The organism is Kocuria tytonicola, assembly GCF_003687455.1.
Lineage (GTDB): Bacteria > Actinomycetota > Actinomycetes > Actinomycetales > Micrococcaceae > Kocuria > Kocuria tytonicola.
Map to the genome: position 1 here is coordinate 13,535 of NZ_PHOA01000006.1, position 24,686 is coordinate 38,220.

General features: G+C 71.3%; 24 protein-coding genes. 21 read left to right on the plus strand and 3 right to left on the minus strand.

The features are described from left to right. Positions 1-2: 2 nt before the first annotated feature. From dapA to dapF, 12 genes are all read left to right on the plus strand, one after another. Positions 3-938 carry a 4-hydroxy-tetrahydrodipicolinate synthase gene (gene dapA, locus CWC38_RS01660; RefSeq protein WP_121845103.1) on the plus strand — a complete coding sequence of 312 codons (936 nt, stop codon included), beginning with the start codon at positions 3-5 and terminating at the stop codon, positions 936-938. 16 nt (positions 939-954) lie between these two features. Then, entirely contained in the window at positions 955-2,649 is a 1,695-nt protein-coding gene (locus tag CWC38_RS01665) for a ribonuclease J (protein ID WP_121845104.1), read from the plus strand. 83 nt (positions 2,650-2,732) lie between these two features. After that, on the plus strand, positions 2,733-5,666 hold the full coding sequence (locus tag CWC38_RS01670; RefSeq protein ID WP_121845105.1) for an FtsK/SpoIIIE family DNA translocase: 2,934 nt from the start codon (positions 2,733-2,735) through the stop codon (positions 5,664-5,666). Then, positions 5,663-6,295 carry a CDP-diacylglycerol--glycerol-3-phosphate 3-phosphatidyltransferase gene (gene pgsA, locus CWC38_RS01675; RefSeq protein ID WP_121845106.1) on the plus strand — a complete coding sequence of 211 codons (633 nt, stop codon included), beginning with the start codon at positions 5,663-5,665 and terminating at the stop codon, positions 6,293-6,295. The genes CWC38_RS01670 and pgsA overlap by 4 nt, the downstream gene beginning before the upstream one ends. Beyond that, complete coding sequence (locus tag CWC38_RS01680; protein ID WP_276309546.1) at positions 6,292-6,789, plus strand: CinA family protein; 498 nt, start codon at positions 6,292-6,294, stop codon at positions 6,787-6,789. Before pgsA ends, CWC38_RS01680 begins: the two co-directional genes overlap by 4 nt. A 152-nt stretch (positions 6,790-6,941) precedes the next feature. After that, a complete protein-coding gene (locus tag CWC38_RS01685; RefSeq protein WP_121845107.1) occupies positions 6,942-7,367 on the plus strand; it encodes a helix-turn-helix domain-containing protein in 426 nt (141 codons plus the stop codon). Positions 7,368-7,565: 198 nt separating this feature from the next. Continuing rightward, positions 7,566-7,787, plus strand: coding sequence for a DUF3046 domain-containing protein (locus tag CWC38_RS01690; protein ID WP_121845108.1), 222 nt, complete (start codon positions 7,566-7,568; stop codon positions 7,785-7,787). Positions 7,788-7,969: 182 nt separating this feature from the next. Further along, the gene (gene recA / locus CWC38_RS01695; protein ID WP_121845109.1) at positions 7,970-9,121 is read left to right on the plus strand and encodes a recombinase RecA; all 1,152 of its coding nucleotides are present in this window, start codon (positions 7,970-7,972) and stop codon (positions 9,119-9,121) included. Between the two features lie 13 nt (positions 9,122-9,134). Beyond that, positions 9,135-9,791: a regulatory protein RecX gene (locus CWC38_RS01700; RefSeq protein ID WP_121845110.1), complete on the plus strand. Its 657-nt coding sequence runs from the start codon at positions 9,135-9,137 to the stop codon at positions 9,789-9,791. A gap of 196 nt (positions 9,792-9,987) precedes the next feature. After that, positions 9,988-11,502 carry a tRNA (N6-isopentenyl adenosine(37)-C2)-methylthiotransferase MiaB gene (miaB, locus tag CWC38_RS01705; protein WP_121845111.1) on the plus strand — a complete coding sequence of 505 codons (1,515 nt, stop codon included), beginning with the start codon at positions 9,988-9,990 and terminating at the stop codon, positions 11,500-11,502. A gap of 3 nt (positions 11,503-11,505) precedes the next feature. Beyond that, positions 11,506-12,522, plus strand: coding sequence for a tRNA (adenosine(37)-N6)-dimethylallyltransferase MiaA (gene miaA, locus CWC38_RS01710; protein ID WP_121845112.1), 1,017 nt, complete (start codon positions 11,506-11,508; stop codon positions 12,520-12,522). Then, positions 12,515-13,459, plus strand: coding sequence for a diaminopimelate epimerase (gene dapF / locus CWC38_RS01715; RefSeq protein WP_240624990.1), 945 nt, complete (start codon positions 12,515-12,517; stop codon positions 13,457-13,459). The genes miaA and dapF overlap by 8 nt, the downstream gene beginning before the upstream one ends. 82 nt (positions 13,460-13,541) lie before the next feature. Here the strand turns inward: dapF and CWC38_RS01720 are convergent, their stop codons facing one another. Further along, the gene (locus CWC38_RS01720; RefSeq protein WP_121845114.1) at positions 13,542-14,159 is read right to left on the minus strand and encodes a class I SAM-dependent methyltransferase; all 618 of its coding nucleotides are present in this window, start codon (positions 14,157-14,159) and stop codon (positions 13,542-13,544) included. An 86-nt stretch (positions 14,160-14,245) separates the two neighbouring features. On the opposite strand from CWC38_RS01720, the gene hflX reads away from it, so the two are divergent. Further along, a complete protein-coding gene (hflX, locus tag CWC38_RS01725; protein WP_121845115.1) occupies positions 14,246-15,913 on the plus strand; it encodes a GTPase HflX in 1,668 nt (555 codons plus the stop codon). Continuing rightward, the gene (locus CWC38_RS01730; RefSeq protein WP_121845116.1) at positions 15,910-17,958 is read left to right on the plus strand and encodes an ATP-dependent DNA helicase; all 2,049 of its coding nucleotides are present in this window, start codon (positions 15,910-15,912) and stop codon (positions 17,956-17,958) included. The genes hflX and CWC38_RS01730 overlap by 4 nt, the downstream gene beginning before the upstream one ends. A gap of 55 nt (positions 17,959-18,013) precedes the next feature. Here the strand turns inward: CWC38_RS01730 and lexA are convergent, their stop codons facing one another. Next, the gene (lexA, locus tag CWC38_RS01735) at positions 18,014-18,757 is read right to left on the minus strand and encodes a transcriptional repressor LexA (RefSeq protein WP_121845117.1); all 744 of its coding nucleotides are present in this window, start codon (positions 18,755-18,757) and stop codon (positions 18,014-18,016) included. Positions 18,758-19,045: 288 nt separating this feature from the next. Between lexA and CWC38_RS01740 the strand changes: the two genes are divergently transcribed. From CWC38_RS01740 to CWC38_RS01765, 7 genes are all read left to right on the plus strand, one after another. Continuing rightward, the gene (locus CWC38_RS01740) at positions 19,046-19,462 is read left to right on the plus strand and encodes a LysM peptidoglycan-binding domain-containing protein (RefSeq protein ID WP_121845118.1); all 417 of its coding nucleotides are present in this window, start codon (positions 19,046-19,048) and stop codon (positions 19,460-19,462) included. Positions 19,463-19,505: 43 nt separating this feature from the next. Then, positions 19,506-20,609: a histidinol-phosphate transaminase gene (locus CWC38_RS01745; RefSeq protein ID WP_121845119.1), complete on the plus strand. Its 1,104-nt coding sequence runs from the start codon at positions 19,506-19,508 to the stop codon at positions 20,607-20,609. Between the two features lie 128 nt (positions 20,610-20,737). Then, on the plus strand, positions 20,738-21,355 hold the full coding sequence (hisB, locus tag CWC38_RS01750) for an imidazoleglycerol-phosphate dehydratase HisB (RefSeq protein WP_121845120.1): 618 nt from the start codon (positions 20,738-20,740) through the stop codon (positions 21,353-21,355). Then, positions 21,355-22,068, plus strand: coding sequence for an imidazole glycerol phosphate synthase subunit HisH (gene hisH / locus CWC38_RS01755; RefSeq protein ID WP_121845121.1), 714 nt, complete (start codon positions 21,355-21,357; stop codon positions 22,066-22,068). Before hisB ends, hisH begins: the two co-directional genes overlap by 1 nt. Next, a complete protein-coding gene (locus CWC38_RS12075; RefSeq protein ID WP_165860312.1) occupies positions 22,065-22,226 on the plus strand; it encodes a CG2302 family histidine operon protein in 162 nt (53 codons plus the stop codon). Before hisH ends, CWC38_RS12075 begins: the two co-directional genes overlap by 4 nt. 70 nt (positions 22,227-22,296) lie before the next feature. Beyond that, positions 22,297-23,046 (plus strand): bifunctional 1-(5-phosphoribosyl)-5-((5-phosphoribosylamino)methylideneamino)imidazole-4-carboxamide isomerase/phosphoribosylanthranilate isomerase PriA, encoded by a 750-nt coding sequence (gene priA, locus CWC38_RS01760; RefSeq protein WP_121845122.1) that lies wholly within the window; start codon positions 22,297-22,299, stop codon positions 23,044-23,046. Further along, on the plus strand, positions 23,039-23,914 hold the full coding sequence (locus CWC38_RS01765) for an SseB family protein (protein WP_121845123.1): 876 nt from the start codon (positions 23,039-23,041) through the stop codon (positions 23,912-23,914). The genes priA and CWC38_RS01765 overlap by 8 nt, the downstream gene beginning before the upstream one ends. Positions 23,915-24,026: 112 nt before the next feature. Here the strand turns inward: CWC38_RS01765 and CWC38_RS01770 are convergent, their stop codons facing one another. Beyond that, positions 24,027-24,479, minus strand: a complete 453-nt coding sequence (locus tag CWC38_RS01770) for a DUF1844 domain-containing protein (protein WP_121845129.1) — start codon at positions 24,477-24,479, stop codon at positions 24,027-24,029. Between the last annotated feature and the right edge of the window lie 207 nt (positions 24,480-24,686).

Sequence of the window (24,686 nt, forward strand, 5' to 3'; positions counted from 1 at the left end):
GTATGACACACGAGAGCACCCCAGTGCAGAAGGACCGTCCCGCGCCGCTGTTCGGAACCCTGCTGACCGCCATGGTCACGGTCTTCCACGAGGACGGGTCCGTGGACCTGGAGGCCACGGGCCACCTCGCCGAGGAGCTCGTGGACGACGGCTGCGACGGTCTGGTGGTGTGCGGCACCACGGGCGAGTACTCCACCATGACGGACGAGGAGAACCTCTCGGTCTTCCGCGCCGTCAAGGACGCCGTGGGCGGGCGGGTCCCGTTGCTCGCGGGCACCGGGTCCAACGACACCGAGCACTCCCGGTACCTGTGCCTCGAGGCGCAGAAGATCGGGATGGACGGGCTGCTCGTGGTCACCCCGTACTACAACAAGCCCACCCAGGCGGGCGTGGAGGCGCACTTCCGTTCCCTCGCGGACTCGGTGGACACCCCCGTGATGGTGTACGACATTCCCGGGCGCTCGGGGATCCCCATCGAGCCGGAGACGATGATCTCCCTCGCCTCGCACCCCAACATCGTGGCCGTGAAGGACGCCAAGGCGGACTTCGTCTCGGCCGCGCGGGTCATGGCGGAGACGGACCTGCTGTTCTACTCCGGCGACGACGCCCTCACCCTGCCGTGGATGGCGCTCGGTGCCGCCGGGCTCGTGGGTGTGACCACGCACGTGGACACGCCGCGGTACCGCCGCCGCGTGGACGCCGTCCTGGACGCGGACCTCGAGACCGCCCGGAGGATCAACGCGGAGCTGCTGCCCGTGGTGCGCGCCACCATGATGCGCGTGCCCGGTGCCGTGGCCGCGAAGACCATTCTTCACTGGCAGGACCGTCTGCCGAACAACACGGTGCGCCTGCCGCACGTGGCACCCACGCAGACCGAGCTGGAGCAGATCCGAGCGGATCTGAGCACATCGGTCATTGCGGACACACTGATCAACTGACGACGAAAGGGGTCTCATGACCCAGTGGAACTCCACAGACCTGGCCACGCCGCCCGCACTCGCGAAGGACACCCTCCGCGTGGTGCCCCTGGGTGGGCTCGGTGAGGTCGGCCGGAACATGACCGTGTTCGAGATCAACGGGCAGCTGCTCGTGGTGGACTGCGGTGTGCTGTTCCCCGAGGAGACGCAGCCCGGCGTGGACCTGATCCTGCCGGACATCAACAACATCCGGGACCGCCTGGACGACATCGTGGCGATCGTGCTCACCCACGGGCACGAGGACCACATCGGGGCGGTCCCGTACCTGCTCAAGCGCCGCCCGGACATTCCCGTGATCGGCTCGCAGCTGACCCTGGCCCTGATTGAGGCCAAGTTGCAGGAGCACCGGATCAAGCCGTTCACCATGGCCGTGCGCGAGGGCCAGGTGGAGAAGCTCGGCGAGTTCGAGTGCGAGTTCGTCGCGGTGAACCACTCCATCCCGGACGCCCTGGCCGTGTTCCTGCGCACCAAGGCCGGCACGGTGCTGCACACCGGTGACTTCAAGATGGACCAGCTGCCCCTGGACGGGCGCATCACGGACCTGCGCCACTTCGCCCGCCTGGGCGAGGAGGGCGTGGACATGTTCCTCACGGACTCCACGAACGCCGAGGTCCCCGGATTCATCCCGTCCGAGAAGGCCATCGGCCCCGTGCTCACGGACGTGGTCTCCCGCGCCAAGCAGCGCGTGATCGTGGCCTCCTTCTCCTCCCACGTGCACCGCGTGCAGCAGGTGCTGGACGCCGCGGTGGCCAGCGGGCGCAAGGTCGTGCTCATGGGCCGCTCCATGATCCGCAACATGTCGATCGCTGAGAAGCTCGGCTACCTGGACGTGCCGCCGAACGTGCTCGTGGACCAGAAGAAGGTCGGGGACTACCCGGACGACAAGCTGGTCATCATGTGCACCGGCTCCCAGGGCGAGCCGATGGCCGCGCTGTCCCGCATGGCCAACGGGGACCACAAGGTCCAGGTCAACGCCGGGGACACCGTGGTGCTGGCGTCCTCGCTGATCCCCGGCAACGAGAACTCCGTGTTCCGCGTGATCAACGGCCTCATGCGTCTGGGCGCCCACGTGGTGCACAAGGGCAACGCGAAGGTCCACGTCTCGGGCCACGCCGGTGCCGGTGAGCTGCTGTACTGCTACAACATCGTGGAGCCGGAGTACGTGATGCCGGTCCACGGTGAGGTGCGCCACCTGATCGCCAACGGCGAGCTCGCGCGGGAGACCGGTGTGCCGGACGACCACGTGATCCTCGCGGAGAACGGCACCGTGGTGGACATGCACGCGGGCAAGGTCAAGATCACGGGCCAGGTGGAGTGCGGCTTCATCTACGTGGACGGCTCGTCGGTGGGCGAGATCACGGACGCGGACCTCAAGGACCGCATGACGCTCGGCGAGGAGGGTTTCATCTCCGTGGTCACGGTGGTCAACCGGGACACCGGCAAGATCGTGTCCGGCCCGGACATCCACGCCCGCGGCGTGGCGGAGGAGGACAAGGTCTTCAACGAGATCCGTCCGAAGATCGCCGCGGCGCTGGAGGAGGCGCTGGGCGAGAGCGGGAAGAACCACACCGCCAACCAGCTGCAGCAGATCGTGCGCCGCACGGTGGGCTCGTGGGTCGCCCGCAAGCTGCGCCGCAAGCCCATGATCGTCCCCGTGGTCGTGGAGGCCTGACGGTCCCCACGGCGCCATCGTGACGAGCGGCCCGCCCGGATCCACTCCGGGCGGGCCGCTGCGCGTCCGGGTACCCTGGAGCAATGGCGTCACGAACTTCCCCCGCGCGTTCGGCGAAGACCGCACCCCGGTCCAAGACCGCGGCGCGTTCCCCCAAGAACGGCAAGAAGACCCCGGCACGCAGCACACCGGCGGGGCCCTCCGCCGGCACCACGGCCCTTCACGGCCTGGTCCGGGCGTGGTCGGGCGCCGGTCACGTGGTGGGGGCCGCGGTGCGGCGTGTGGGGACCGTGCGCACCGACATCGCCCCGGAGCAGCGTCGGGACGGCGGTGCCCTCGTGTGGCTCGTGCTCGCGGTGCTGACCGCCGCGGTCGAGTGGTGGAACCTGCGCGGCGTAGGTTTGGCACCCGTGGCCGTCCCGGCCTCGTGGGTGCACGCCGTGGTGGGCGGCACGTTCGGGTTCATGGCGCTCGTTCTGCCCATCTTCTGCTTCTGCTTCGCCATCCGGGTGTTCCGCCACCCCGAGCCCACGCAGGCCAACAACCGGATTGCGATCGGGCTGCTGGCCCTCACGGTGGCGGGCTCCGGCATCGCCCACCTCGCCGGCGGCGCCCCGGACCTGGGGGACGGCTTCGAGGCCGTGTGGCACGCCGGCGGCTTCGTCGGCTTCCTCGCCGCGGACCCGCTGGCCTCCCTCGTCACCCGCTGGGGTGCGCTGGCCGTGCTGGTGGTCCTCGCCCTCCTCGCGCTGCTCGTCATGACGGCCACTCCCGTGGGGGAGATCGGCCCGCGGCTGCGGGACCTCTACCGCCGTCTCACGGGCCAGACCGAGCGCCGCGCCCCGGACGTCTCCGCGCCCGAGCACGACCGCTCCTACCTGGAGCCCGTCCGCGCGTCCTCGGGGAAGAAGGCCACCCGCGCCGAACGCCGTCGGCAGCGACAGGACCTCGACCGCTACGACGGCGACGAGGCCTTCGAGCGCGCCGTGGTGGACGAGGCCAACCGCCGCGAGGCCCGCGGTGCCACCGCCACGGGCGTGTTCGACGTCGGCTCGGCCGCGGCCGCGCCCGCCGAGAGGTCCGAAACACCGGGCACCGGGGACTCCCGCGGCGTCGCCCCGCAACGTGCCGGGGGTTCGACCGCCGCGCAGGCGCAGGAGACCGAGGTCGCGCCTTCCGTCGGCTCCGCGCCGCGGCCGGGGGAGAAGCGGCCCACGCGCTCCCAGCGGGACGTGCAGAAGCTGCGTGAGCAGCAGGGGATCACCCCCGCGGCGGACACCGCGGCGGCGTCGGACGCTCCCGCACTGGACGTCGCCGAGGACGCCGACGAGCCGCGCACCCACACCCCCAACACCCCCATTCCGGCGCGGTCGGAGCAGCTGAAGCTGCAGGGCGACGTCGCCTACAGCCTCCCGCCCGTGGCGGACCTCGTGCAGGGCCCGCCCGCCAAGGAGCGCTCCGAGGCCAACGACCAGGTGGTCAGTGCGCTCACGAGCGTGCTCGAGCAGTTCAAGGTGGACGCGGAGGTCACGGGCTTCTCCCGTGGCCCCACGGTCACCCGCTACGAGATCGAGCTGGGCTCGGGCACCAAGGTGGAGCGGGTCACCGCGCTGTCGAAGAACATCGCCTACGCGGTGGCCTCCGCGGACGTGCGCATCCTCTCGCCCATCCCGGGAAAGTCGGCCATCGGCATCGAGATCCCCAACACGGACCGCGAGACCGTGGCCCTCGGGGACGTGCTGCGCTCGCAGAAGGCGCGCGCGTCCGAGCACCCCATGATCATGGGCGTGGGCAAGGACGTTGAAGGTGGCTTCGTGCTCGCGAACCTCGCGAAGATGCCGCACATGCTCGTGGCCGGAGCCACCGGCGCGGGCAAGTCCTCGTTCGTGAACTCCATGATCGTCTCGATCCTCATGCGCTCCACCCCGGACGAGGTGCGCCTGGTCATGGTGGACCCCAAGCGTGTGGAGCTCACCGCGTACGAGGGCGTCCCGCACCTGATCACGCCCATCATCACGAACCCCAAGAAGGCCGCGGAGGCGCTGCAGTGGGTGGTGCGCGAGATGGACGCCCGCTACGACGACCTCTCCCACTTCGGGTACAAGCACATCGACGACTTCAACAAGGCCGTGCGCAACGGCAAGGTCCAGCCCGAGCCGGGGTCGAAGCGCACCATCCGCCCCTACCCGTACCTGCTGGTGATCGTGGACGAGCTCGCGGACCTGATGATGGTGGCACCGCGGGACGTCGAGGACGCGATCGTGCGCATCACGCAGCTGGCGCGAGCTGCGGGCATCCACCTGGTGCTCGCCACGCAGCGCCCGTCCGTGGACGTGGTCACCGGTCTGATCAAGGCCAACGTGCCCTCCCGCATGGCCTTCGCCACGTCCTCCGTGACGGACTCCCGCGTGGTCCTGGACCAGGCCGGGGCGGAGAAGCTGATCGGGCAGGGAGACGCCCTCTTCCTGCCCATGGGCGCGTCCAAGCCCATGCGCGTGCAGGGCGCGTGGGTCTCGGAGTCCGAGATCCACAAGGTCGTGGAGCACGTGAAGTCCCAGATGACCGTGCACTACCGGGAGGACGTGGTCCAGGAGGCCCCGCAGAAGACGATCGACGAGGACATCGGGGACGACCTCGACGTCCTGCTGCAGGCCGCGGAGCTCGTCATCACCACGCAGTTCGGCTCCACGTCCATGCTCCAGCGCAAGCTGCGCGTGGGCTTCGCCAAGGCCGGGCGGCTCATGGACCTGCTCGAGTCCCGCGGAGTGGTCAGCCCGTCCGAGGGCTCCAAGGCCCGTGACGTCCTGGTCAAGCCCGACGACCTCGCGGCCACCCTCGCCCTGATCCGGGGCGAGGAACCGCCCGCCCGCGCGCCGGACGCGCAGCCCGCGGGGAGCGCCGTCGGCTCCGTGGACTACGGCGAGGACCCCGTGGAGGCGTCCCTCGCGGACGTCGCCCACGACTACCACGACGGTTCCGACACATCCGAGGACGCATGGGAGTTGACTGGACGATGAGCTCATCCGAGACCGCGGTTCCGCACGGGGACCCCGCGCCGAACAGCTCCAACTGGAACCTGCCGAACGCGCTCACGGCCCTGCGCATCGTCATGGTGCCGTTCTTCATCTGGTTCCTCGTGGCCGGCGGCACCCACGGCGAGCAGTCCATGGGGATGCGCTGGGCCGCGGTGGTCACGTTCGGCCTGGCCATGTACACGGACAAGCTGGACGGGGACCTCGCCCGCGCCCGCAACCTCATCACGAGCTTCGGCAAGATCGCGGACCCCATTGCGGACAAGCTGCTCACGGGCGCTGCGTTCGTGGTGCTGTCCCTGCTGGGCGAGCTGTGGTGGTGGGTGACCATCGTGATCCTCGTGCGCGAGTGGGGCATCACGGTCATGCGCTTCGTGGTGATCCGCTACGGCGTGATGGCCGCGTCCAAGGGCGGCAAGACCAAGACCGTCCTGCAGACCGCCGCGCTGCTCGCGCTGCTGCTCCCGCTCGCACCGCTCGTGGGGCAGTGGTGGCTCTGGTTCGCGTGGGTGCTCACGGCGCTGGCGCTGCTCGCCACCGTGGTCACGGGCGTCGACTACGTGGTGAAGGCGGTCCAGCTGCGCAACCGCTCGGTCCGCGGGGAGGCCGCGTGACGGCACCGTCCTCCGGATACGACGCCGCCGCGCTCGTCCGTCTCGCCACGGACCTGGGCCTCATGATCGGCACCGCCGAATCCCTCACCGGGGGAGCGGTGGCGTCCGCCGTCGTGACGGTGGCCGGGGCGTCGGCCTGCTTCCAGGGCGCCGTGGTGAGCTACTCGCACGAGGTCAAGGAGCGCGTGCTGGGCGTGCCCCACGACCTCCTGGCCGCACGCGGTGCGGTGGACGCGGAGGTTGCGATCGCGATGGCCCGCGGTGCCCGCGCGGCGCTCGGGGTGGACTGGGCCGTCTCCACCACCGGAGTCGCGGGACCGGAGCCCCACGACGGACACGCCGTGGGGACGGTGTTCCTGGGGGTCAGCGGCCCGCGCGGGGACCGTGCCGAGCGGCTGGAGCTGCTGGGGGACCGCGCACAGATCCGGGAGGCCACCGTGGAGCGGGCCATTGACACACTGGCGACTCAAATCTCATTACCAGCCAACGCCTAGTGCAATTCGCCCCGCGACGGGGGAACAATTGAACCTGCAAGCACGTTATGACCCACAGAGCGTGAGCCGGAACGGCTCAGGCACTGCGAGACCGTCGCGCTGACCACAGCGTGCCGAGCCCCGTTCGTTGATACGAGGAGTAGGCAATTCACATGACGAAGCAACCCGTGTCCGTCAATGGTGTCGTCCGTTGGAAGGACGTGGGTCTGGCCGACGACGTCACTGCAGAGACCCACGAGACCAAGGTGGGCGTTCTGCGCCAGGAGATCGGAGAGGTGCTGCGCAGCGTGCGTCAGCGCCAGGGACGCACCCTGCGCGAGGTGTCCCACAGCGCCCGCGTGTCGCTGGGCTACCTCAGCGAGGTGGAGCGCGGCCAGAAGGAGGCCTCCTCCGAGCTGCTCGCCTCCATCTGCACGGCCCTGGACATCCCCATGTCCCAGATGCTGCGCGAGGTGGCCGACCGGCTCGCCTACGCGGAGGGCAACTTCATCCCGGACACCGTGCCCTCGGAGATGACCGAGGAGTTCACCCGCGAGGTCCGTCAGCTGCGCGGGGGCACCGCCGCCGGCGCCCACTGATCCCGACCAGCCGCCCGGGCGCCGCCACGCGGCCCGGCGGCCCACGTCGCGGGGCACCCGTGCTCCCGCGGCACCAGAACGACGGCCGTGCGGTGTGCACGGCGTGTACGGTGAACGGACCCGCCCTCGGGCGGGTCCGTTGCGCTGTCCCGTCCACCGTTCGTCCCGATGAACCGACCACCCGAGGAGTACCTCGCCATGCGAGTCAGCGCGTTCTGGGAGCTGATGGCCCACGAGTTCGGGGCCGGCTACTGCCGGGTCCTGGCGGGAGACCTCGTGCTCACCGAGGTGGGGGACCGCACGGCACTGGAGGCACTCGACGCCGGTGTGGATCCCAAGGTTGTGTGGTTCGCGGTGTGCCGGGCCCAAGAGGTGCCGGAGTCCCGCTGGTGGGGTCCGGACCAGCCACCGCGGCGCTGAGCGCCTCCCTCGCGGGCGCGCCCTCGGGATGCGAGGCGGCGCATTCGAAGGTATATTCGAAGGGCGTCACGCGCTCTCCACAGTGCGGCCGGGCCCTTATGGGTGTCTGAGCCCCTGGATACCGTGGAGCGCGACGACAAAGACCGGGCCCACAGATCGGCCCCCGAGATCCGAGGTGAATCATGGCAGCCAAGTCCAAGGGCGCATCCACTCCCGCTCCTTCTCAGGTGGCAGGCTCCGATCGGCAGAAGGCGCTCGACACGGTGCTCTCCCAGATCGACAAGAACTACGGCAAGGGCTCGGTCATGCGGCTGGGGGACCGTCCCGCCACCAAGATCGAGACCATCCCCACCGGGTCCATCGCACTGGATGTCGCCCTGGGCATCGGCGGGTTCCCCCGCGGCCGCGTGGTGGAGATCTACGGCCCGGAGTCCTCGGGCAAGACCACCGTGGCGCTGCACGCCGTGGCGAGCGTCCAGAAGGCCGGCGGGATCGCCGCGTTCATCGACGCCGAGCACGCCCTGGATCCCGCCTACGCCGAGAAGCTGGGAGTGGACACCGACAACCTCCTGGTCTCCCAGCCGGACACCGGCGAGCAGGCGCTCGAGATCATGGACATGCTCGTGGGCTCCGGCTCGATCGACATCATCGTGATCGACTCCGTGGCCGCGCTGGTCCCCAAGGCCGAGATCGAGGGCGAGATGGGGGACAGCCACGTGGGACTGCAGGCACGCCTGATGTCGCAGGCACTGCGCAAGATCACCGGGCGGCTGTCCCACACCAACACCACGGCCATCTTCATCAACCAGCTGCGCGAGAAGATCGGTGTGTTCTTCGGTTCACCGGAGACCACCACGGGTGGCAAGGCCCTGAAGTTCTACGCCTCCGTGCGCGTGGACGTCCGCCGCATCGAGACCCTCAAGGACGGTGCGAATCCGGTGGGCAACCGCACCCGGGCGAAGATCGTCAAGAACAAGATGGCCCCGCCCTTCAAGCAGGCCGAGTTCGACATCCTCTACGGCCAGGGCATCTCCATCGAGGGCGGCCTGATCGACATGGGCGTGGAGCACGGGATCGTCAAGAAGTCCGGAGCGTGGTTCACCTACGAGGGGGACCAGCTGGGGCAGGGTAAGGAGAATTCCCGCCGCTTCCTCAAGGACAATCCGGAGCTCGCGCAGGAGATCGAGCGCAAGATCCTGGTGAAGCTCGGCATCTCCGAGGATCCGGACGAGGCATCCCAGGACTCCGCCGGTCTGAACGCGGAGACCGGTGAGCTGGATCCGGACGCCGCCTTCGCCCCGGAGACCGACGACACCGGGCTGCCCGCCTTCTAGAGGCTGATCCGTCGTGACCGGTTCCGCTCCCCACGGTGGCCGCCGCCGCCGTTCCTCGGCTCCCTACCGCGCGGGACTCTCCTCACGAGATTCCCTCGCGGGGGGAGAGCCATCCGCGGCGTCGGATGCGGACCAGCACGAGGCGGCACGGGCCATTGTCCTGCGGCAGCTCGCGGCGTCCGCGAAGTCGCGGCGGCAGCTGGAGGAAAAACTCGCGGCCCGGGACATCCCCGCGGGGGTGGCCCATGAGGTCCTGGACCGGTTCGAAGAGGTCAACCTCGTAGACGACCGTGCGTTCGCCGCGATGTTCGTGCGGTCCCGTGCCGAGACGCGGAGACTGTCCCGGAGCGCGCTGCGGCGCGAACTCTCCCAGCGCGGCATCACGGGGGATCTCGCGGAGGAGGCGCTGGCGCAGCGCAGCGACGAGGACGAGGCCCGTGACGCCCACGAGCTCGTCCGCAAGAAACTCCCCGCGCAGGTGGACCCGGGGGACCGCAAGGAGTACGAGAAGCTCACGCGCAGGCTCGTGAGCATGCTCGGACGCAAGGGCTATCCGCCGGGCACTGCGTTCGCAGTGGTCAAGGCAGAGCTCAGCGCACCGGGGTCCGTGACGGACACGGACGGCGCGGCCGCAGACACCATGGGAGCCGAGGTGTGGGACACGCCCTGACTTCCCAGGAGCAGCAGTGCGCCCCCGGCGGGGCCAGGGCACATCGCCCGCGAGACCCACCCGGACACCGCGCGGGAGCCGCCGGAGAACGGAGCCCAGTCACTGGGCGGCCCGGGTGGTTCGCGGGGGCAGAGTGTCCCGGGCAGAGCGGCCGCGAGAGATTTGACCCCCTCCCTAAGATGATGAGGTGACTCAGATGCCCCACGCCGTGCAGCCCCCAGCGACCTCCGTCTCCGTGCAGAATCCGCCGGCCTACGAGGTCCGCACCCTCGGCTGCCAGATGAACGCGCACGACTCCGAGCGCATCACGGGTCTGCTCGAGAGCGCGGGCTACGTTCCGGCCGTGGACCAGGATCCCGACCTCGTGGTGTTCAACACGTGCGCGGTCCGGGAGAACGCGGACAACAAGCTCTACGGCCAGTTGGGTCAGCTGGCCCCGGTCAAGCGGCGCAACGAGCGGCTGCAGATCGCCGTGGGCGGCTGCCTGGCCCAGAAGGACCGCTCCACCATCGTGGAGAGGGCCCCGTGGGTGGACGTGGTGTTCGGCACCCACAACATCGGTTCGCTGCCCGTTCTGCTGGAGCGCGCACGGCACAACGAGAGCGCCCAGGTGGAGATCCTGGAGGCGCTCGAGACCTTCCCGTCCGCGCTGCCCACCAAGCGCGAGCAGGCCTACGCGGGATGGGTGTCCATCTCCGTGGGGTGCAACAACACGTGCACGTTCTGCATCGTCCCGCAGCTGCGCGGGAAGGAGAAGGACCGTCGTCCCGGGGACATCCTGGCAGAGGTGCAGGCCCTCGTGGACTCGGGCGCCGTGGAGGTGACCCTCCTGGGCCAGAACGTGAACTCCTACGGTGTGGAGTTCGGAGACCGCGGTGCGTTCGCCAAGCTGCTGCGGGCGTGCGGCGACATCAAGGGGCTGGAGCGCGTCCGTTTCACGAGCCCTCACCCGGCCGCCTTCACGGACGACGTGATCGACGCGATGGCCGAGACGCCCAACGTGATGCCCCAGCTGCACATGCCCCTGCAGTCGGGCTCGGACCGGGTCCTGAAGGAGATGCGCCGCTCCTACCGTTCGAAGAAGTTCCTGGGCATCCTGGAGCGGGTCCGCGAGCGCATCCCGCACGCGGCCATCACCACCGACATCATCGTGGGCTTCCCCGGTGAGACCGAGCAGGACTTCCAGGACACCCTGGACGTGGTGGCGGCCTCCGAGTTCTCCTCCGCCTTCACGTTCCAGTACTCCGTCCGCCCGGGCACGCCCGCCGGCGAGATGGCGGACCAGGTGCCCGCGGCCGTGGTGCAGGAGCGCTTCGAGCGCCTCACCGCTCTGCAGGACTCCATCAGTGCCCGGCTCAACCGGGAACTCGTGGGCACGCGCGCGGAGGTGCTGGTCAGCGCCCAGTCCGGACGCAAGGCGGAGAGCACCCACCGGCTCTCGGGGCGGGCCCGCGACCAGCGCCTCGTCCACTTCAGTGTCCCCGAGGGGTCGCCCGCTCCCCGGCCGGGTGACCTGGTCACGGTGCCCGTCACGGGCGCGGCGTCGTACCACCTGCTGGCCGACCCCCGGGATTCCTCCGAGTACACGCTGCGCCGCTCGCGTGGCGGGGATGCCTGGGAGGCGGCGCAGGCCGAGTCCTGTGGTGCGCCGTCGTCCGGCGGGACTCCCGGGGCCGTGGGGCTGGGAATGCCCACCCTGCGCACTTCCTGAGCCATGGCGACGCCGCACGGCACCGCCCGCGTTCCCCCGCACCCCTCGGGCTCGTCGCCTGAGGCGGGGGAGGTCCCAGCACGGGACGCCTCGGTCCCCCCGCTCGTGGCGGTCGTGGGGCCCACGGGAACCGGCAAGTCCGACCTCGGGATCGCAGTCGCGCAGCGCCTCGGGGGCGAGGTGGTCAACGCGGATGCGCTGCAGCTGTACCGGGGGCTCGACATCGGCACGGCAAAGCTCGGCCCGGAGGAACGGGGTGGCATCCCGCACCACCTGCTGGACGTGCTGGAGATCGCCGAGGAGGCCTCCGTGGCGGCGTTCCAGCGCGACGCCCGGCGGGTCGTCCGTGAGATCGCGGGCCGGGGGAAGGTTCCCGTCCTGGTGGGCGGATCGGGGCTCTACGTGCGGGCGGTGGTGGACGCCATCGAGTTCCCGGGCACGGATCCCGAGGTGCGTGCCGCCCGCGAGGAGCAGCTGCGGACACGTGGCAGGGTGGCCCTGCTCCGGGAGCTCGCGGAGGTCGACCCGGAGTCGGCGTCGCGGGTCAAGGACGACCGGCGCCTGGTGCGTGCCCTCGAGGTGCACGACCTCACGGGACGCCCGTTCACGTCCTTCATGCCGCAGCGGCGGTACGTGGCGCCCACGGTGCAGATCGGTCTGGGCATGAGCCGGGAGCCGCTGAACGAGCGGCTGGCACGCCGTGTGGACATCATGCTGGAACGCGGGTGGCTGGACGAGGTCCGCGGCCTGGAGGCCGTGGGCCTGCGGCAGAGCCCCACCGCGGGGAAGGCCCTGGGGTATCCGCAGCTGCTGGCCGTCCTGGACGGCTCGCTGTCCCTGCCGCAGGCCCGTGACGAGACCGTGGCCGCCACGCGGAGGTTCACCAAGCGCCAGCGCACCTGGTTCCGCGCGGACCCGCGCATCACCTGGCTGGATGCCCTCGACCCCGGGGGCTGGGAGTCCGTGGTGGAGCGCGCCGTGGGTCTCGTTCGTGCTCAGTATGATGGCGCGCATGACTGAAACGACCGAGGGGACGGTGCGAGCTGTGGGCGGCCACGAGCTGACGGGTGTGCGGGTGAGCAAGGCGCACGGCACGGGCAACGACTTCGTGGTCTTCACGGACGGTGACGGCACCCGGGACGTGGGCCCGCAGACCGTGGCGGCCGTGTGCGACCGGCACACGGGGCTGGGCGGGGACGGCATGATCCGCGCCGTCCGCTCCGAGCACGTGCCCGAGGGGCGCGCCCTGCTGCGGACGCATCCGGACGCCGAGTGGTTCATGGACTACCGCAACGGGGACGGCTCCGTGGCACAGATGTGCGGCAACGGTGTACGGGTCTTCGTGGACCACCTCGTGCGTGAGGGGCTGGTCCGCCTCCCGCGCGGCGCCCGCGTGCGGATCGGCACGCGGGCGGGTGTGCGCACGGTGGCACGCACCTCGGACGGCTACGCCGTGGACATGGGCCCCTGGAGCTTCACGGACGGGGAGACCGCTCGTGAGCGCGGCGCGGACTGCGTGGTCACGGCGGCGGGCCTCACCGTCCCGCGGCCCGGGATCTCGATCGACATGGGCAACCCCCACGCGGTGGTGGCGCTGTCCGAGGGCGAGAAGCTCGACGGGCTGGACCTGCACACCGCGCCCGTGGTGGAGCCGGTCCCCGCGGAGGGCACCAACGTGGAGTTCGTGGTGCCCCTGGACCACGACGACTCCGACGTGGGGCGGCTCGAGATGCGTGTGCACGAGCGGGGGGTGGGGGAGACCTTCTCCTGCGGCACCGGTGCGTGCGCCGCCGCCGCTGCCACGCGGTTCTGGGGTGGGCCCGAGTCCCCGGACCGCTGGTTCGTGCAGGTTCCCGGCGGGGTCCTCTCCGTCACGTTCGTGCCCGCACCGGACGGCACCGAGCACGTGGTGCTTGCCGGGCCCGCGCGAGTGGTGGCGCACGCCGAGCTCGTCTGAGGTCATCTCCTGCCCGGCCCTGCGCCGAGGGGCGCCTGGCGGCGTCGTCGCGGAGGTGTGCCGCTCAGTTCGCTCCCACGGTTCAGTCGCGCCGCACGGTGATGATCCGGAAGCCCTTGTCCGTGGCCGCGCGCGCCACGGTGAACCCCTCGCCGAGCGTGTCCGCGAGCCAGCGCTGGAGGCTGTCCCCGCCCAGGTTCTTCTGGACGACGAGCCAGGCCGTCCCGCCGGGGGAGAGCCGTGGGAGCCAGGCGCTGAGGATCTCGTGCAGGGCGTCCTTGCCCACGCGGATCGGCGGGTTGGACCAGATGGTGTCGAAGGTGCGGTCCTCGGGCACGTCCTCGGGTCGCAGGGTCTGCACCCCGGAGAGGCCCAGTTCACGGGCGTTCTCCGCCGTGAGCCGCAGGCTGCGGTCGTTGACGTCCACGGCGGTCACGACGGCGTCGGGAGCCGCGAGCGCGAGCGCCAGGGTGAGCGGACCCCAGCCGCAGCCGATGTCCAGCAACGACGAGCCGCGGGGATCCGCAACGCTGCGCAGCAGCGCGGCCGTGCCCCTGTCCAGGTCCCCGGGGGAGAACACGCCCGCGGCGGTGCCCACGGTCACCGTGCGCCCCCGCAGCTCCACCGTGATCCGTCTCGGCTTCTCCGGGAGGGAGGGGTCGGACACGAAGTAGTGCTGCGCGGGAGGTTCGTGGGCCATGGCTCCACATGCTAGTGCCCGCCGGAGCCGTGTCGGGACCCGGCGCTAGACTGGGTCGACCCATGAACAGCGCAGATCAAGGAACCATGACTGACTCTTTCCCCCACCGGCAGACCGCGTCCGAGAGCTCGCAGCAGACCGGTGACCTGACCGGGACCGAACTCGAGGACGTCGTCTCACGCGTCCTCGCCCGCGCGCGCTCGCGGTCCGAGTCCGCCTCGCCCACCCACCCCGGTGACGACGTCTCCGCGGACGACGCCGCCGCGTCGGCGCGCCCGGCCCACGAGCGTCTCGGGCGTGCCCGGGAACTCGCGCCGGAGGACGACGCCCACGTGCCGTCGGACGGGGACCAGCAGGACCTCGCGGAGCGCCACGCCCTGCGTCGCGTCGCGGGACTGTCCACGGAGCTCGAGGATGTCACCGAGGTCGAGTACCGCCAGCTGCGGCTGGAGCGCGTGGTGCTCGCCGGGCTGTACTCCAGCGGAACCCCCGCGGACGCGGAGAACTCCCTGCGGGAGCTCGCGGCGCTCGCGGAGACCGCAGGGTCCGAGGTCATGGACGGCATGCTGCAGCGTCGCGTGAACCCGGACCCGGGCACCTACCTCGGTTCCGGCAAGGCACTGGAGCTCAAGGACGTCGTGGCCGCCACGGGGGCGGACACCGTCATCGTGGACGCCGAGCTCGCGCCCTCCCAGCGCCGTGCCCTGGAGGACGTGGTGAAGGTCAAGGTGATCGACCGCACGGGACTGATCCTGGACATCTTCGCGCAGCACGCCAAGTCCAAGGAGGGCAAGGCCCAGGTGGAGCTCGCGCAGCTCGAGTACATGCTTCCGCGACTGCGAGGCTGGGGCGAGTCCCTGTCCCGGCAGGCGGGCGGGCGCGCGGCCTCCGGTGAGGGCATCGGCAGCCGCGGTCCCGGTGAGACGAAGATCGAGCTGGACCGGCGCCGGATCCGGCAGCGCATGGCCAAGCTGCGGCGTGAGATCGCCGCGATGAAGCCTGCGCGCGAGACCAAGCGCCTGAACCGCAAGCGCAACGCCGTGCCCTCCGTCGCGATTGCCGGCTACACGAACGCGGGCAAGTCCTCGCTGCTGAACCGGCTCACGGACGCCGGCGTGCTCGTGGAGAACGCCCTGTTCGCCACGCTGGACCCCACGGTGCGCAAGGCGCAGACCCCGGACGGCATCGGATACACGCTGGCGGACACCGTGGGCTTCGTGCGGTCCCTGCCCACGCAGCTGGTGGAGGCGTTCCGCTCCACGCTGGAGGAGGTGGCGGACGCGGACGTCATCGTGCACGTGGTGGACGCCTCCCACCCGGATCCGGAGGGGCAGCTGAAGGCCGTGCGGGACGTCCTCACGGACGTGGGTGCCAACGACATACCGGAGATCGTGGCCCTGAACAAGGCGGACATCGCGGACCCGGTGGTCCTCGCCCGGCTGCGCAACCACGAGCACCCCTCCGTGGCCGTCTCGGCCCGCACGGGTGAGGGCGTGGCCGAGTTGCAGCGCCTGATCGCCGCCGCGATCCCGCGTCCCGACCACGACCTCGACCTGCTGGTGCCCTACGTGCACGGCGAGGTGGTCTCACGGCTGCACGCGCAGGATGCCGAGATCCTCAGCACGGAGCACACCCCCGAGGGCACCCGGTTGCACGTGCGCGTGCGGGAGGATCTCGTGGGGGACCTGGAGCAGTACCGCACCGACCGCGCTCCGGGCGGAGCCGCCGCGGCGGAGGACCACCCCAGCGCATGAGCGGCGGGTTCATCGACGAGTCGGGTCGTGACATCTCCGACATCCGTCCGGAGTCCCTGCCCGGGGGTGCGGACGCTCTGGAGCTGCTGGATGCGGCGGTCTCCGCCCTGGGCGGTCAGCGCCGCGACGGCCAGCGGTTCATGGCCGCCAAGGTCGCCGAAGCCCTCGAGACCCGTCGGCACCTGCTCGTGCAGGCGGGCACGGGGACCGGGAAGTCCCTGGCCTATCTCATTCCGGCGCTCCTGCACGCCCGGTCCTCGGAGAAACCGGTGGTCGTGGCCACGGCCACCCTGGCCCTGCAGAACCAGATCACGGGCCGGGACGTCCCCCGCCTGCTGGACGCCCTCGAGGACGAGCTCGACGAGCGCCCGGACGTGGCCCTGCTCAAGGGGCGGTCGAACTACGCGTGCCTCCACAAGGTGGAGGGCGGCTACCCCGAGGACGACGACGCCCTGTTCTCCGCTCCCGTCGGGGGAGGAAGTGGCACCGAGGCACCCCTGGGCGGACTCGCCCAGCAGGTGCTGCGGCTGCGGGAGTGGGTGGAGACCACCGAGTCCGGGGACCGGGACGACATCCAGCCCGGTGTCTCGGACGCGGCGTGGCGGCAGGTCTCGGTGACCGCCAAGGAGTGCCTGGGGCGCAAGTGTCCGCTCGTGGAGCAGTGCTTCGCGGAACGTGCGCGCTCGCAGGCGGGCGAGGCCGACGTGGTCATCACCAACCACGCGCTGCTCGCCATCAACGCCTTCGAGGGGCTGGCCGTGCTGCCCGAGCACGACGTCGTCGTCGTCGACGAGGCGCACGAGCTGCGGGACCGCGTGACGGGAGCCGTCACGGCCTCCCTGTCCGCCGCCGCGGTGCGGGCCGCCGCCACGGCCGTGCGCAAGCACACCGCGGCGTCGAGCGACGAGCTGGAGCGCGCGGCGCAGGCCTTCGACAAGGCCTTCGACGACGACGAGTCCGGCCTGCTGGCCCGCGGGTTCACCGAGGAGCAGGTCTATGCGGTGCGCGGGGTGCAGGATGCGGCGCGCACCGGCCTCAGCGAGACGAAGGGCGAGTCCAAGAACGAGGACGCGGGCAGGCACGCCGCGCGCTCACGGCTGTCCGAGCTGCTGGACACGGCGGAGCGGATGCTCTCTGCGGACACCGCCCACGACGTCCTGTGGATCTCCCGGGTGGGCCGGTGGAGTCCCACGGAGGGGTACGTGGGGGCGTCGGCGGGGGAACCGGCAACCCTCAACATCGCCCCGCTGAGCGTGGCGGGCCCGCTGCGGGAGGGGCTGTTCGACGGTCGCACCGTGGTGCTGACCTCCGCCACGCTCGCCGTGGGATCCTCGTTCGCCAGCGTGGCCGGCTCACTCGGCCTGCAGGGCCCGGGATCACCGTCCTGGCGTGGCGTGGACGTGGGGAGCCCGTTCGACTACCGCCGGCAGGGCATCCTCTACGTGGCCAAGCGCCTCGCCAAGCCGGGCAGGGGCGTCTCACCGGAGCAGCTCGACGAGCTGCTGGAGCTGCTGGAGGCCTCGGGCGGCGGAGCGCTGGGCCTGTTCTCGTCGCGCCGCGCGGCGGAGGATGCCGCCGAGGCCCTGCGCGGGCGCACGAACCTGCCCATCCTGTGCCAGGGGGATGCCTCCCTGCCCTCGCTCGTCAAGGACTTCACGGACGATCCCGCCGCGAGCCTGTTCGGCACCATGAGCCTGTGGCAGGGCGTGGACGTCCCGGGGCACTCGTGCCGCCTGGTGGTCATCGACAGGATCCCGTTCCCGCGCCCCGACGATCCCCTCGGCACCGCGCGCACCCGTGCCGCCGAGCGGGCCGGGGGCAACGGGTTCATGACGGTCTCCGCCTCCCACGCGGCCGTGCGACTCGCGCAGGGTGCCGGGCGGCTGATTCGCGCGAGCGGGGACAGGGGAGTGGTGGCGGTGCTGGACTCCCGCCTGGCCACCGCCCGCTACGGATCCTTCCTCGCGCGGTCACTGCCGCCGCTGTGGCCCACCACCGACAAGAAGACCGTGCTCGGCGCGCTGGAGCGGCTGAGCGGAGCCTGAGGCGGAACCGGACCGGAACCCGCGGGCCGCAGGGGCTGCGCGCGGCGGGGTCCGCTCAGAGTGCGCGGAACACGGAGACCACCTTGCCCATGACCGTGGCGTGGTCGCCGAGGATCGGCTCGTAGCGGGTGTTCTGGGGCAGCAGCCACGTGTGCCCGTCGCGCTGCCGGAAGGTCTTCACGGTGGCCTCGTCGTCCAGGAGCGCGGCCACGACGTCCCCGTTCTCGGCGGAGTTCTGCTGTCGCACCACCACCCAGTCGCCGTCGCAGATGGCGGCGTCGATCATGGAGTCGCCCGAGACGCGCAGCATGAACAGCTGGCCGTGGCCCACGAACTGCCGGGGCAGCGAGTAGACCTCCTCCACGGACTGCTCCGCGGTGATCGGCCCGCCGGCGGCAATGCGCCCCACGAGCGGCACGGGCACCATGGCGTCCTCGTCGGAGGTGGTGTGCAGGGCCCTCACGGACGGTTCGGCCGACGACGCCGCCTCCGCTGCCTGGTTCTCGTCGACACCGAGGTGACGTTCGAGCTCGTCCTGGCTGAGGGGCTTCAGGACCTCCATGGCCCGGGGGCGGCGGGGGTCCCTCCTGAGGTATCCCCACTTCTCGAGCTGGCCCAGCTGGTGCGTGACGCTGGACAGTGACGCCAGGCCCACGATGTCACCGATCTCGCGCATGGAGGGCGGGTAGCCGCGGGTGGCGATCGAGCGCTGGACGGCCCCCAGGATCTTGGCCTGCCGCGCACTGAGTGTTCGAACGCGGGTGCCGGGGGTGTGCTGCTGCGGGGAAGTGGTGCTCACGTGCGGGGTCCTTTCACCGTGCCGCACATCGCTGGCTCGCGGGGCGAGCAGCGGACGGAGCGTCCGCTTATGCGTGTCGGAGACGTGGGGTCGACTATCACCTGTGTGACCTCGAGCTTAACCCGGCGGGGCTCACCCGCTCAAATATGTGTTCGAAGTGGACCTCGACAGCATTCGTACATCCGTGCTAGAACTGAGTCCAAAGATTCGAAGATGTGTTCTAAACGCTGAGTTGTTCGAACACCGCCGCCCGGAGGGGCGGTTCCGGTCCGATCCCAGGAGGTAGCCATGACCGCACTCATCATGCCGAGGTCCGTTCGCCGAGTGACGCTCTCCACCGAACGGGCGGACCGCACTGCCCGGACGGACCGCGCAGTCGGAGCCGCCCGGAGGGGCGGTCTGCACCTGACGCGACGCGGTCGCTTCTTCCTGGTCGGTCTGCCGGTGGTCACCGGTGCAGCCGCCCTGCTCGTGGTCGCCGCCGTGTTCCTGTTCCCGTCCACGGTCAAGGCCTCCACGGGCGCCGTGGGTGCCCCCGTGACCCAGACCGTCACCGTGCAGCCGCGGCAGACCCTGTGGGACATCGCCCGTGAGGCGGACCCGGAGCGTGACACCCGTGAGGTCGTGAACGACATCGCCGAGCTCAACGGCCTGACCTCGCCGGCCCTCACCTCGGGCCAGGTCCTCGAGGTCCCCGCTCGCTAGGTCCGCACGGACGCTGGGCGGCAGGGGTCGTTAGACTGGATCGGTGAACTCACCTGCCGATCCCCTGGCCACCCTCCCGCTGCGCGACGACCTGCGGGGCATGTCCCCGTACGGTGCTCCCCAGCTGCAGGTGGAGGTGGCGCTGAACACCAACGAGAACACCCACCCGGTGCCCGCGGACGTGGTGGACGCCATCGGGGAGCGCGTCCGCAGCGTGGCGGCCCAGCTCAACCGGTACCCGGACCGTGACTTCACGGAGCTGCGCCGCGCACTGGCGAACTACCTGGGGCACGGGCTCACCGAGCAGAACATCTGGGCCGCCAACGGCTCCAACGAGATCCTGCAGCAGATCCTGCAGGCGTTCGGCGGACCCGGGCGGTCTGTCCTGAGCTTCGTCCCCACCTACTCCATGTACCCGTTGCTGGCACTCGGGACGGGCACGGAGTTCATTGCCGGTCGTCGTGAGCCCGACTTCTCCCTGGGCGCGGAGTCCGCCGCTCGGCAGGTCGCCGAGCACGCGCCCGCCGTCGTGTTCCTGTGCTCACCCAACAACCCCACCGGGACCGCGCTGGACCTGGACGTGGTGGACGCGGTGTACGAGGCTGGCGAGGCCCACAGCACCGTGGTCGTGGTGGACGAGGCGTACGCGGAGTTCTCCCGTTCGGGGACACCCTCTGCCTTGACGCTGCTGGAGGGCCGTCCGAGGCTCGTCGTGTCACGCACCATGAGCAAGGCGTTCGCCCTCGCCGGAGCACGGCTGGGGTACTTCGCGGCAGCCGCCCCCGTGGCGGACGCCATGCGTCTGGTCCGCCTGCCGTACCACCTGTCGTCGGTCACGCAGGCCACCGCTCTGGCGGCGCTGGAGCACCACGAGTCGCTGCTCGCCACCGTCGAGGAGATCAAGACGCAGCGCGACCGGATCGTCGCCGAGCTGGCCGCCCTGGGGCTCACACCCGCCACCTCCGACTCCAACTTCGTGTTCTTCGCCTGCGGCCAGGATGCCCCCACCCTGTGGCAGGGTCTGCTGGACGAGGGCGTTCTCGTGCGTGACGTGGGCATTCCCGGTCACCTGCGCGTCACGGCGGGCACCGAGGCGGAGACCACCGCGTTCCTCACGGCGGTGCGGGCGTGTCTCCACCGCGAATGACCGCAACAGGCCGCGGGAGCCGCAAGGTGCGGCCCTGCGTGCCGGCCTGGGTCGGGCGTGAGCGCACCTAGACTGGACATCCCGCCGCAACGACGGCGCGAAGGCACCCCGAGGAGAGACCGCCACACATGAGCGCGAACGAGAAAGCCCGCACCGCCACGGTGGAGCGCGCCACGAGCGAGTCCACCGTGCGCGTGAGCCTGGACCTGGACGGCACGGGTAGATCCCGCATCCGCACCACGGTGCCGTTCTTCGACCACATGCTCACCGCCCTGTCGAGGCACTCGATGATCGATCTGGACGTCGAGGCGAGTGGTGACACGCACGTGGACGTGCACCACACGGTCGAGGACACCGCGATCGTGATCGGAGAGGCGCTCGCCCGCGCCCTGGGGGACAAGCGGGGCATCCGTCGGTTCGGGCAGGCCACCGTGCCCCTGGACGAGGCCCTCGCCTCGGCCGTGGTGGACGTCTCCGGGCGGCCGTACGTGGTCCACACCGGTGAGCCGGAGGGGCAGCAGTACCACCTGATCGGCGGTCACTTCACAGGGTCCATGACCCGCCACGTCCTGGAGTCCCTGGCCCACCACGCCCAGCTGTGCCTGCACGTGGAGCTGATCCGGGGGCGCGATCCGCACCACATCGTCGAGGCCCAGTTCAAGGCCCTGGCCCGCGCGCTGCGCGAGGCCGTGGAGCCCGATCCCCGTGCGGCGGGGGTCATCCCGTCCACCAAGGGCGCACTGTGATGCCGGGACGCCCCGCGGCGGCAACGGTGCCGAGCGTCGTCGTGCTGGACTACGGTGCGGGCAACGTCCGCTCCGCCGTGCGGGCACTGGAGGCGGCGGGCGCGAACGTGCTGCTGAGTGCGGAGCCCCGCGACGTCCTGGAGGCCGACGGTCTCGTGGTGCCCGGCGTGGGCGCGTTCGAGGCCGTGATGGAGGGGCTGCGTGGGGTGGACGCCCCCCGGCTGATCGACCGAAGGCTCAGCGGCGGGCGCCCCGTCCTGGGGATCTGCGTGGGACTGCAGGTGATGTTCGACTCCGGTGTGGAGCACGGCCGTGAGTCCGAGGGCCTGGGCCAGTGGCCCGGCACCGTGGAGCGGCTGGCCGCGCCCGTGGTCCCGCACATGGGGTGGAACACGGTCCGCCCTCCCGAGGGTTCCGTGCTGTTCCGGGGCATCGAGGACGAGCGCTTCTACTTCGTGCACTCCTACGGGGTGCAGGAATGGGCGTTCGACCAGAGCATCCAGCACATGGCGCCGCCGGCCGTCACGTGGGCCGAGCACGGCGCACCCTTCGTGGCCGCGGTGGAGAACGGCCCGCTCAGCGCCACCCAGTTCCACCCCGAGAAGTCCTCGCACGCGGGCATCGCCCTGCTCCGCAACTGGATCGCCACCCTGCCCCGCACGGGTCGCCTGGACCACCGCTTCGCAGACCCCGCGCAGGAGAGCACCTCATGACCGCATCCGTCCTGGTCCTCGTGGCCGGAGCCTTCTTCGTGGGCGGTGCCATCTCGTTCGCCCAGCAGCGCAAGCCGCTGTGGTCCGTGGTGCTGCTGGGCGTGCTCGCCGCGGCACTGATCGGCTACGGCGCGTACTCGTGGTTCGTGAGCGTCTGACGGACCCCGGTGGGCCGTGCCCGGCCCACCCGACCATCGTCGCGCGCGCAGCGCGCACAGGAGGAGACACATGAACGACACCACCGGCCGCCGGCTCGAGCTGCTTCCCGCCGTGGACGTCCAGGGCGGACAGGCCGTCCGACTGGTCCAGGGCGAGGCGGGTTCGGAGACCGGCTACGGAGACCCGCTCGAGGCCGCGCGCGCCTGGCAGGATGCCGGCGCGCAGTGGCTGCACCTCGTGGACCTGGATGCCGCGTTCGGGCGCGGGGACAACATCGAGGTCCTGCGCGGCGTCGCCGAGAACCTCGACCTGAAGATCGAGATGTCCGGGGGCATCAGGGACGACGAGTCCCTCGAACGGGTGCTGTCCCTGCGCCCCGCACGGATCAACCTCGGCACGGCGGCGCTGGAGAACCCCGAGTGGACCCACCGCGTGATCGCCGAGCACGGCGACCTGATCGCCGTGGGCCTGGACGTGCGGGGCACCACGCTCGCGGCGCGCGGCTGGACGCGTGACGGCGGGGACCTCTGGGAGGTCCTGGACCGTCTCGAGGCGGACGGCTGCGCCCGCTACGTGGTCACGGACGTCACCAAGGACGGTACTCTGCGCGGGCCCAACACCGAGCTGCTCGCCGAGGTGGCGCGCCGCACGGACAAGCCCGTGGTGGCCTCGGGCGGCATCTCGTCCCTCGAGGACATCGCGGCCCTGCGCGAGCTCGTCCCCGCGGGTGTGGAGGGAGCCATCGTGGGCAAGGCGCTCTACGCGGGCAGGTTCACGCTCGCCGAGGCGCTGGACGTCGCGGGGCGCCCGGGTGCCTGAGCAGGACAGCTCCGACCACGACGCCGCTCGGGCCCTCCCGCCGCACATCGCGGCGCAGCTGCGCTCCGCGGGCGGTCCCGCGGACACGGGCGGCCAGGCCTGGGAGGGGCGCAACCTGGGGGAGGGCACGAGCCACACGCACCAGTTCCCGGAGGACGACGGCGCCGCGGCCCCCGCTCTCGGCCGCGCGCTCACCGCGTGGCGCGAGGGGCACGCCCCGGAGGACGAGGTGGTGGCCGCACTGTCCGGGGTGCGCGTGTTCGTGCCGATCATCGCCCAGGTCTCCCGCTCGCACATCACCGAGGACGGGTTGGTCTCCGACAAGGAGGCGGACATGGCCCTGGTGAGCCTCCAGGCCTCGGACGGGCGCAAGGCCCTGCCCGTGTTCACCTCCACGGAGACCCTGCGGGCGTGGAACGCACAGGCCCGTCCGGTGGCGGCGGACTTCCGGCGCGCCGCGCTCTCGGCCGTGCAGGACGGATCCGCCCTGCTGGTCCTGGACCCCGGCGCGGATCCGGCGTTCGTGGTGCGGCGGCCCGCGGTGTGGGCCGTGGCGCAGGGGCGCGGCTGGACGCCCTCGTACCGGGACTTCGCGGTGGACGACGCCGTGACCCGGGCGGCGCTGGGCCTGCCCGGGGTCGTCTCCGCACTCGCCGCGCCGGGCAGCGGTGTGCACGCCGTGCGCCACGACGGCACGGTCCTGACGGGGGGAGGGGAGGGGCCCGAGCTCGTCGTCTCCCTGCAGCTGCGCCCCGGGCTGGCCCAGGAGGACGTGGACGCGTCCGTGCGGCAGTTCCAGCAGGCCCTCGCGGCGCAGCCGGTCATGGCCGAGAACGTGGACTCGATCCGGGTGCGGCTGACCGCCTGAGCGCCTCACCCGCACCCCCGTGCAGGCACGGGCGGCCACGACCGTGTCGTAGAACCAGCGCAGACCTCGGTCGCGTTCGCGGGCGGGAGCGACCGGCCGCGGAGCTGCCGCCTCAGCCGTAGACGGGGCCGGTGAACTTCTCGCCCGGTCCCGCACCGGGGGCGTCCGGGAACGGGGAGGCCTCGCGGAACGCGAGCTGGAGGGACTTCAGGCCGTCGCGCAGCGGCCCGGCGTGCTGGGCCCCGATCTCCGGGGCGGCGGCCGTGACGAATCCGGCCAGAGCGGTGATGAGCTTGCGGGCCTCGTCAAGGTCCTTCAGCTCCTCCGCGTCCTCACCGGCCGCGAGCCCGCACTTCACGGCGGCGGCGCTCATGAGGTGCACCGCCGCGGTGGTGATGACCTCCACCGCCGGCACCTCGGCGATGTCGCGCATCTGGGCGCTGACCACCTCGACCGTCTCGTCGGGCAGGTCCTCGGGCGCGGTGGCCGACGGCCCACCGTGGGCGTCCCGGGTGGAGGGGGCGGAGGGGAACTCGAAGCGCTCGGAGCGCGGCTGATCGGACATGCTCCCACTGTAGAACAGGGGAGCCGAGGCCACAGAGCAGTCCGGGCGGCGCCCGGTGGCGCCACGGTGCGGGGATGCGCTACCATGGCTGGCAGTGTGCAAGCGGAGGAGACTCCCACCCGTCACCGCCCGTTCCGGACCAGTTCCGAGGACACCAGGTGCTCGGGTCAGAGACCGAACGGTCGTGCCGGGTTGCCGGGGCAGATC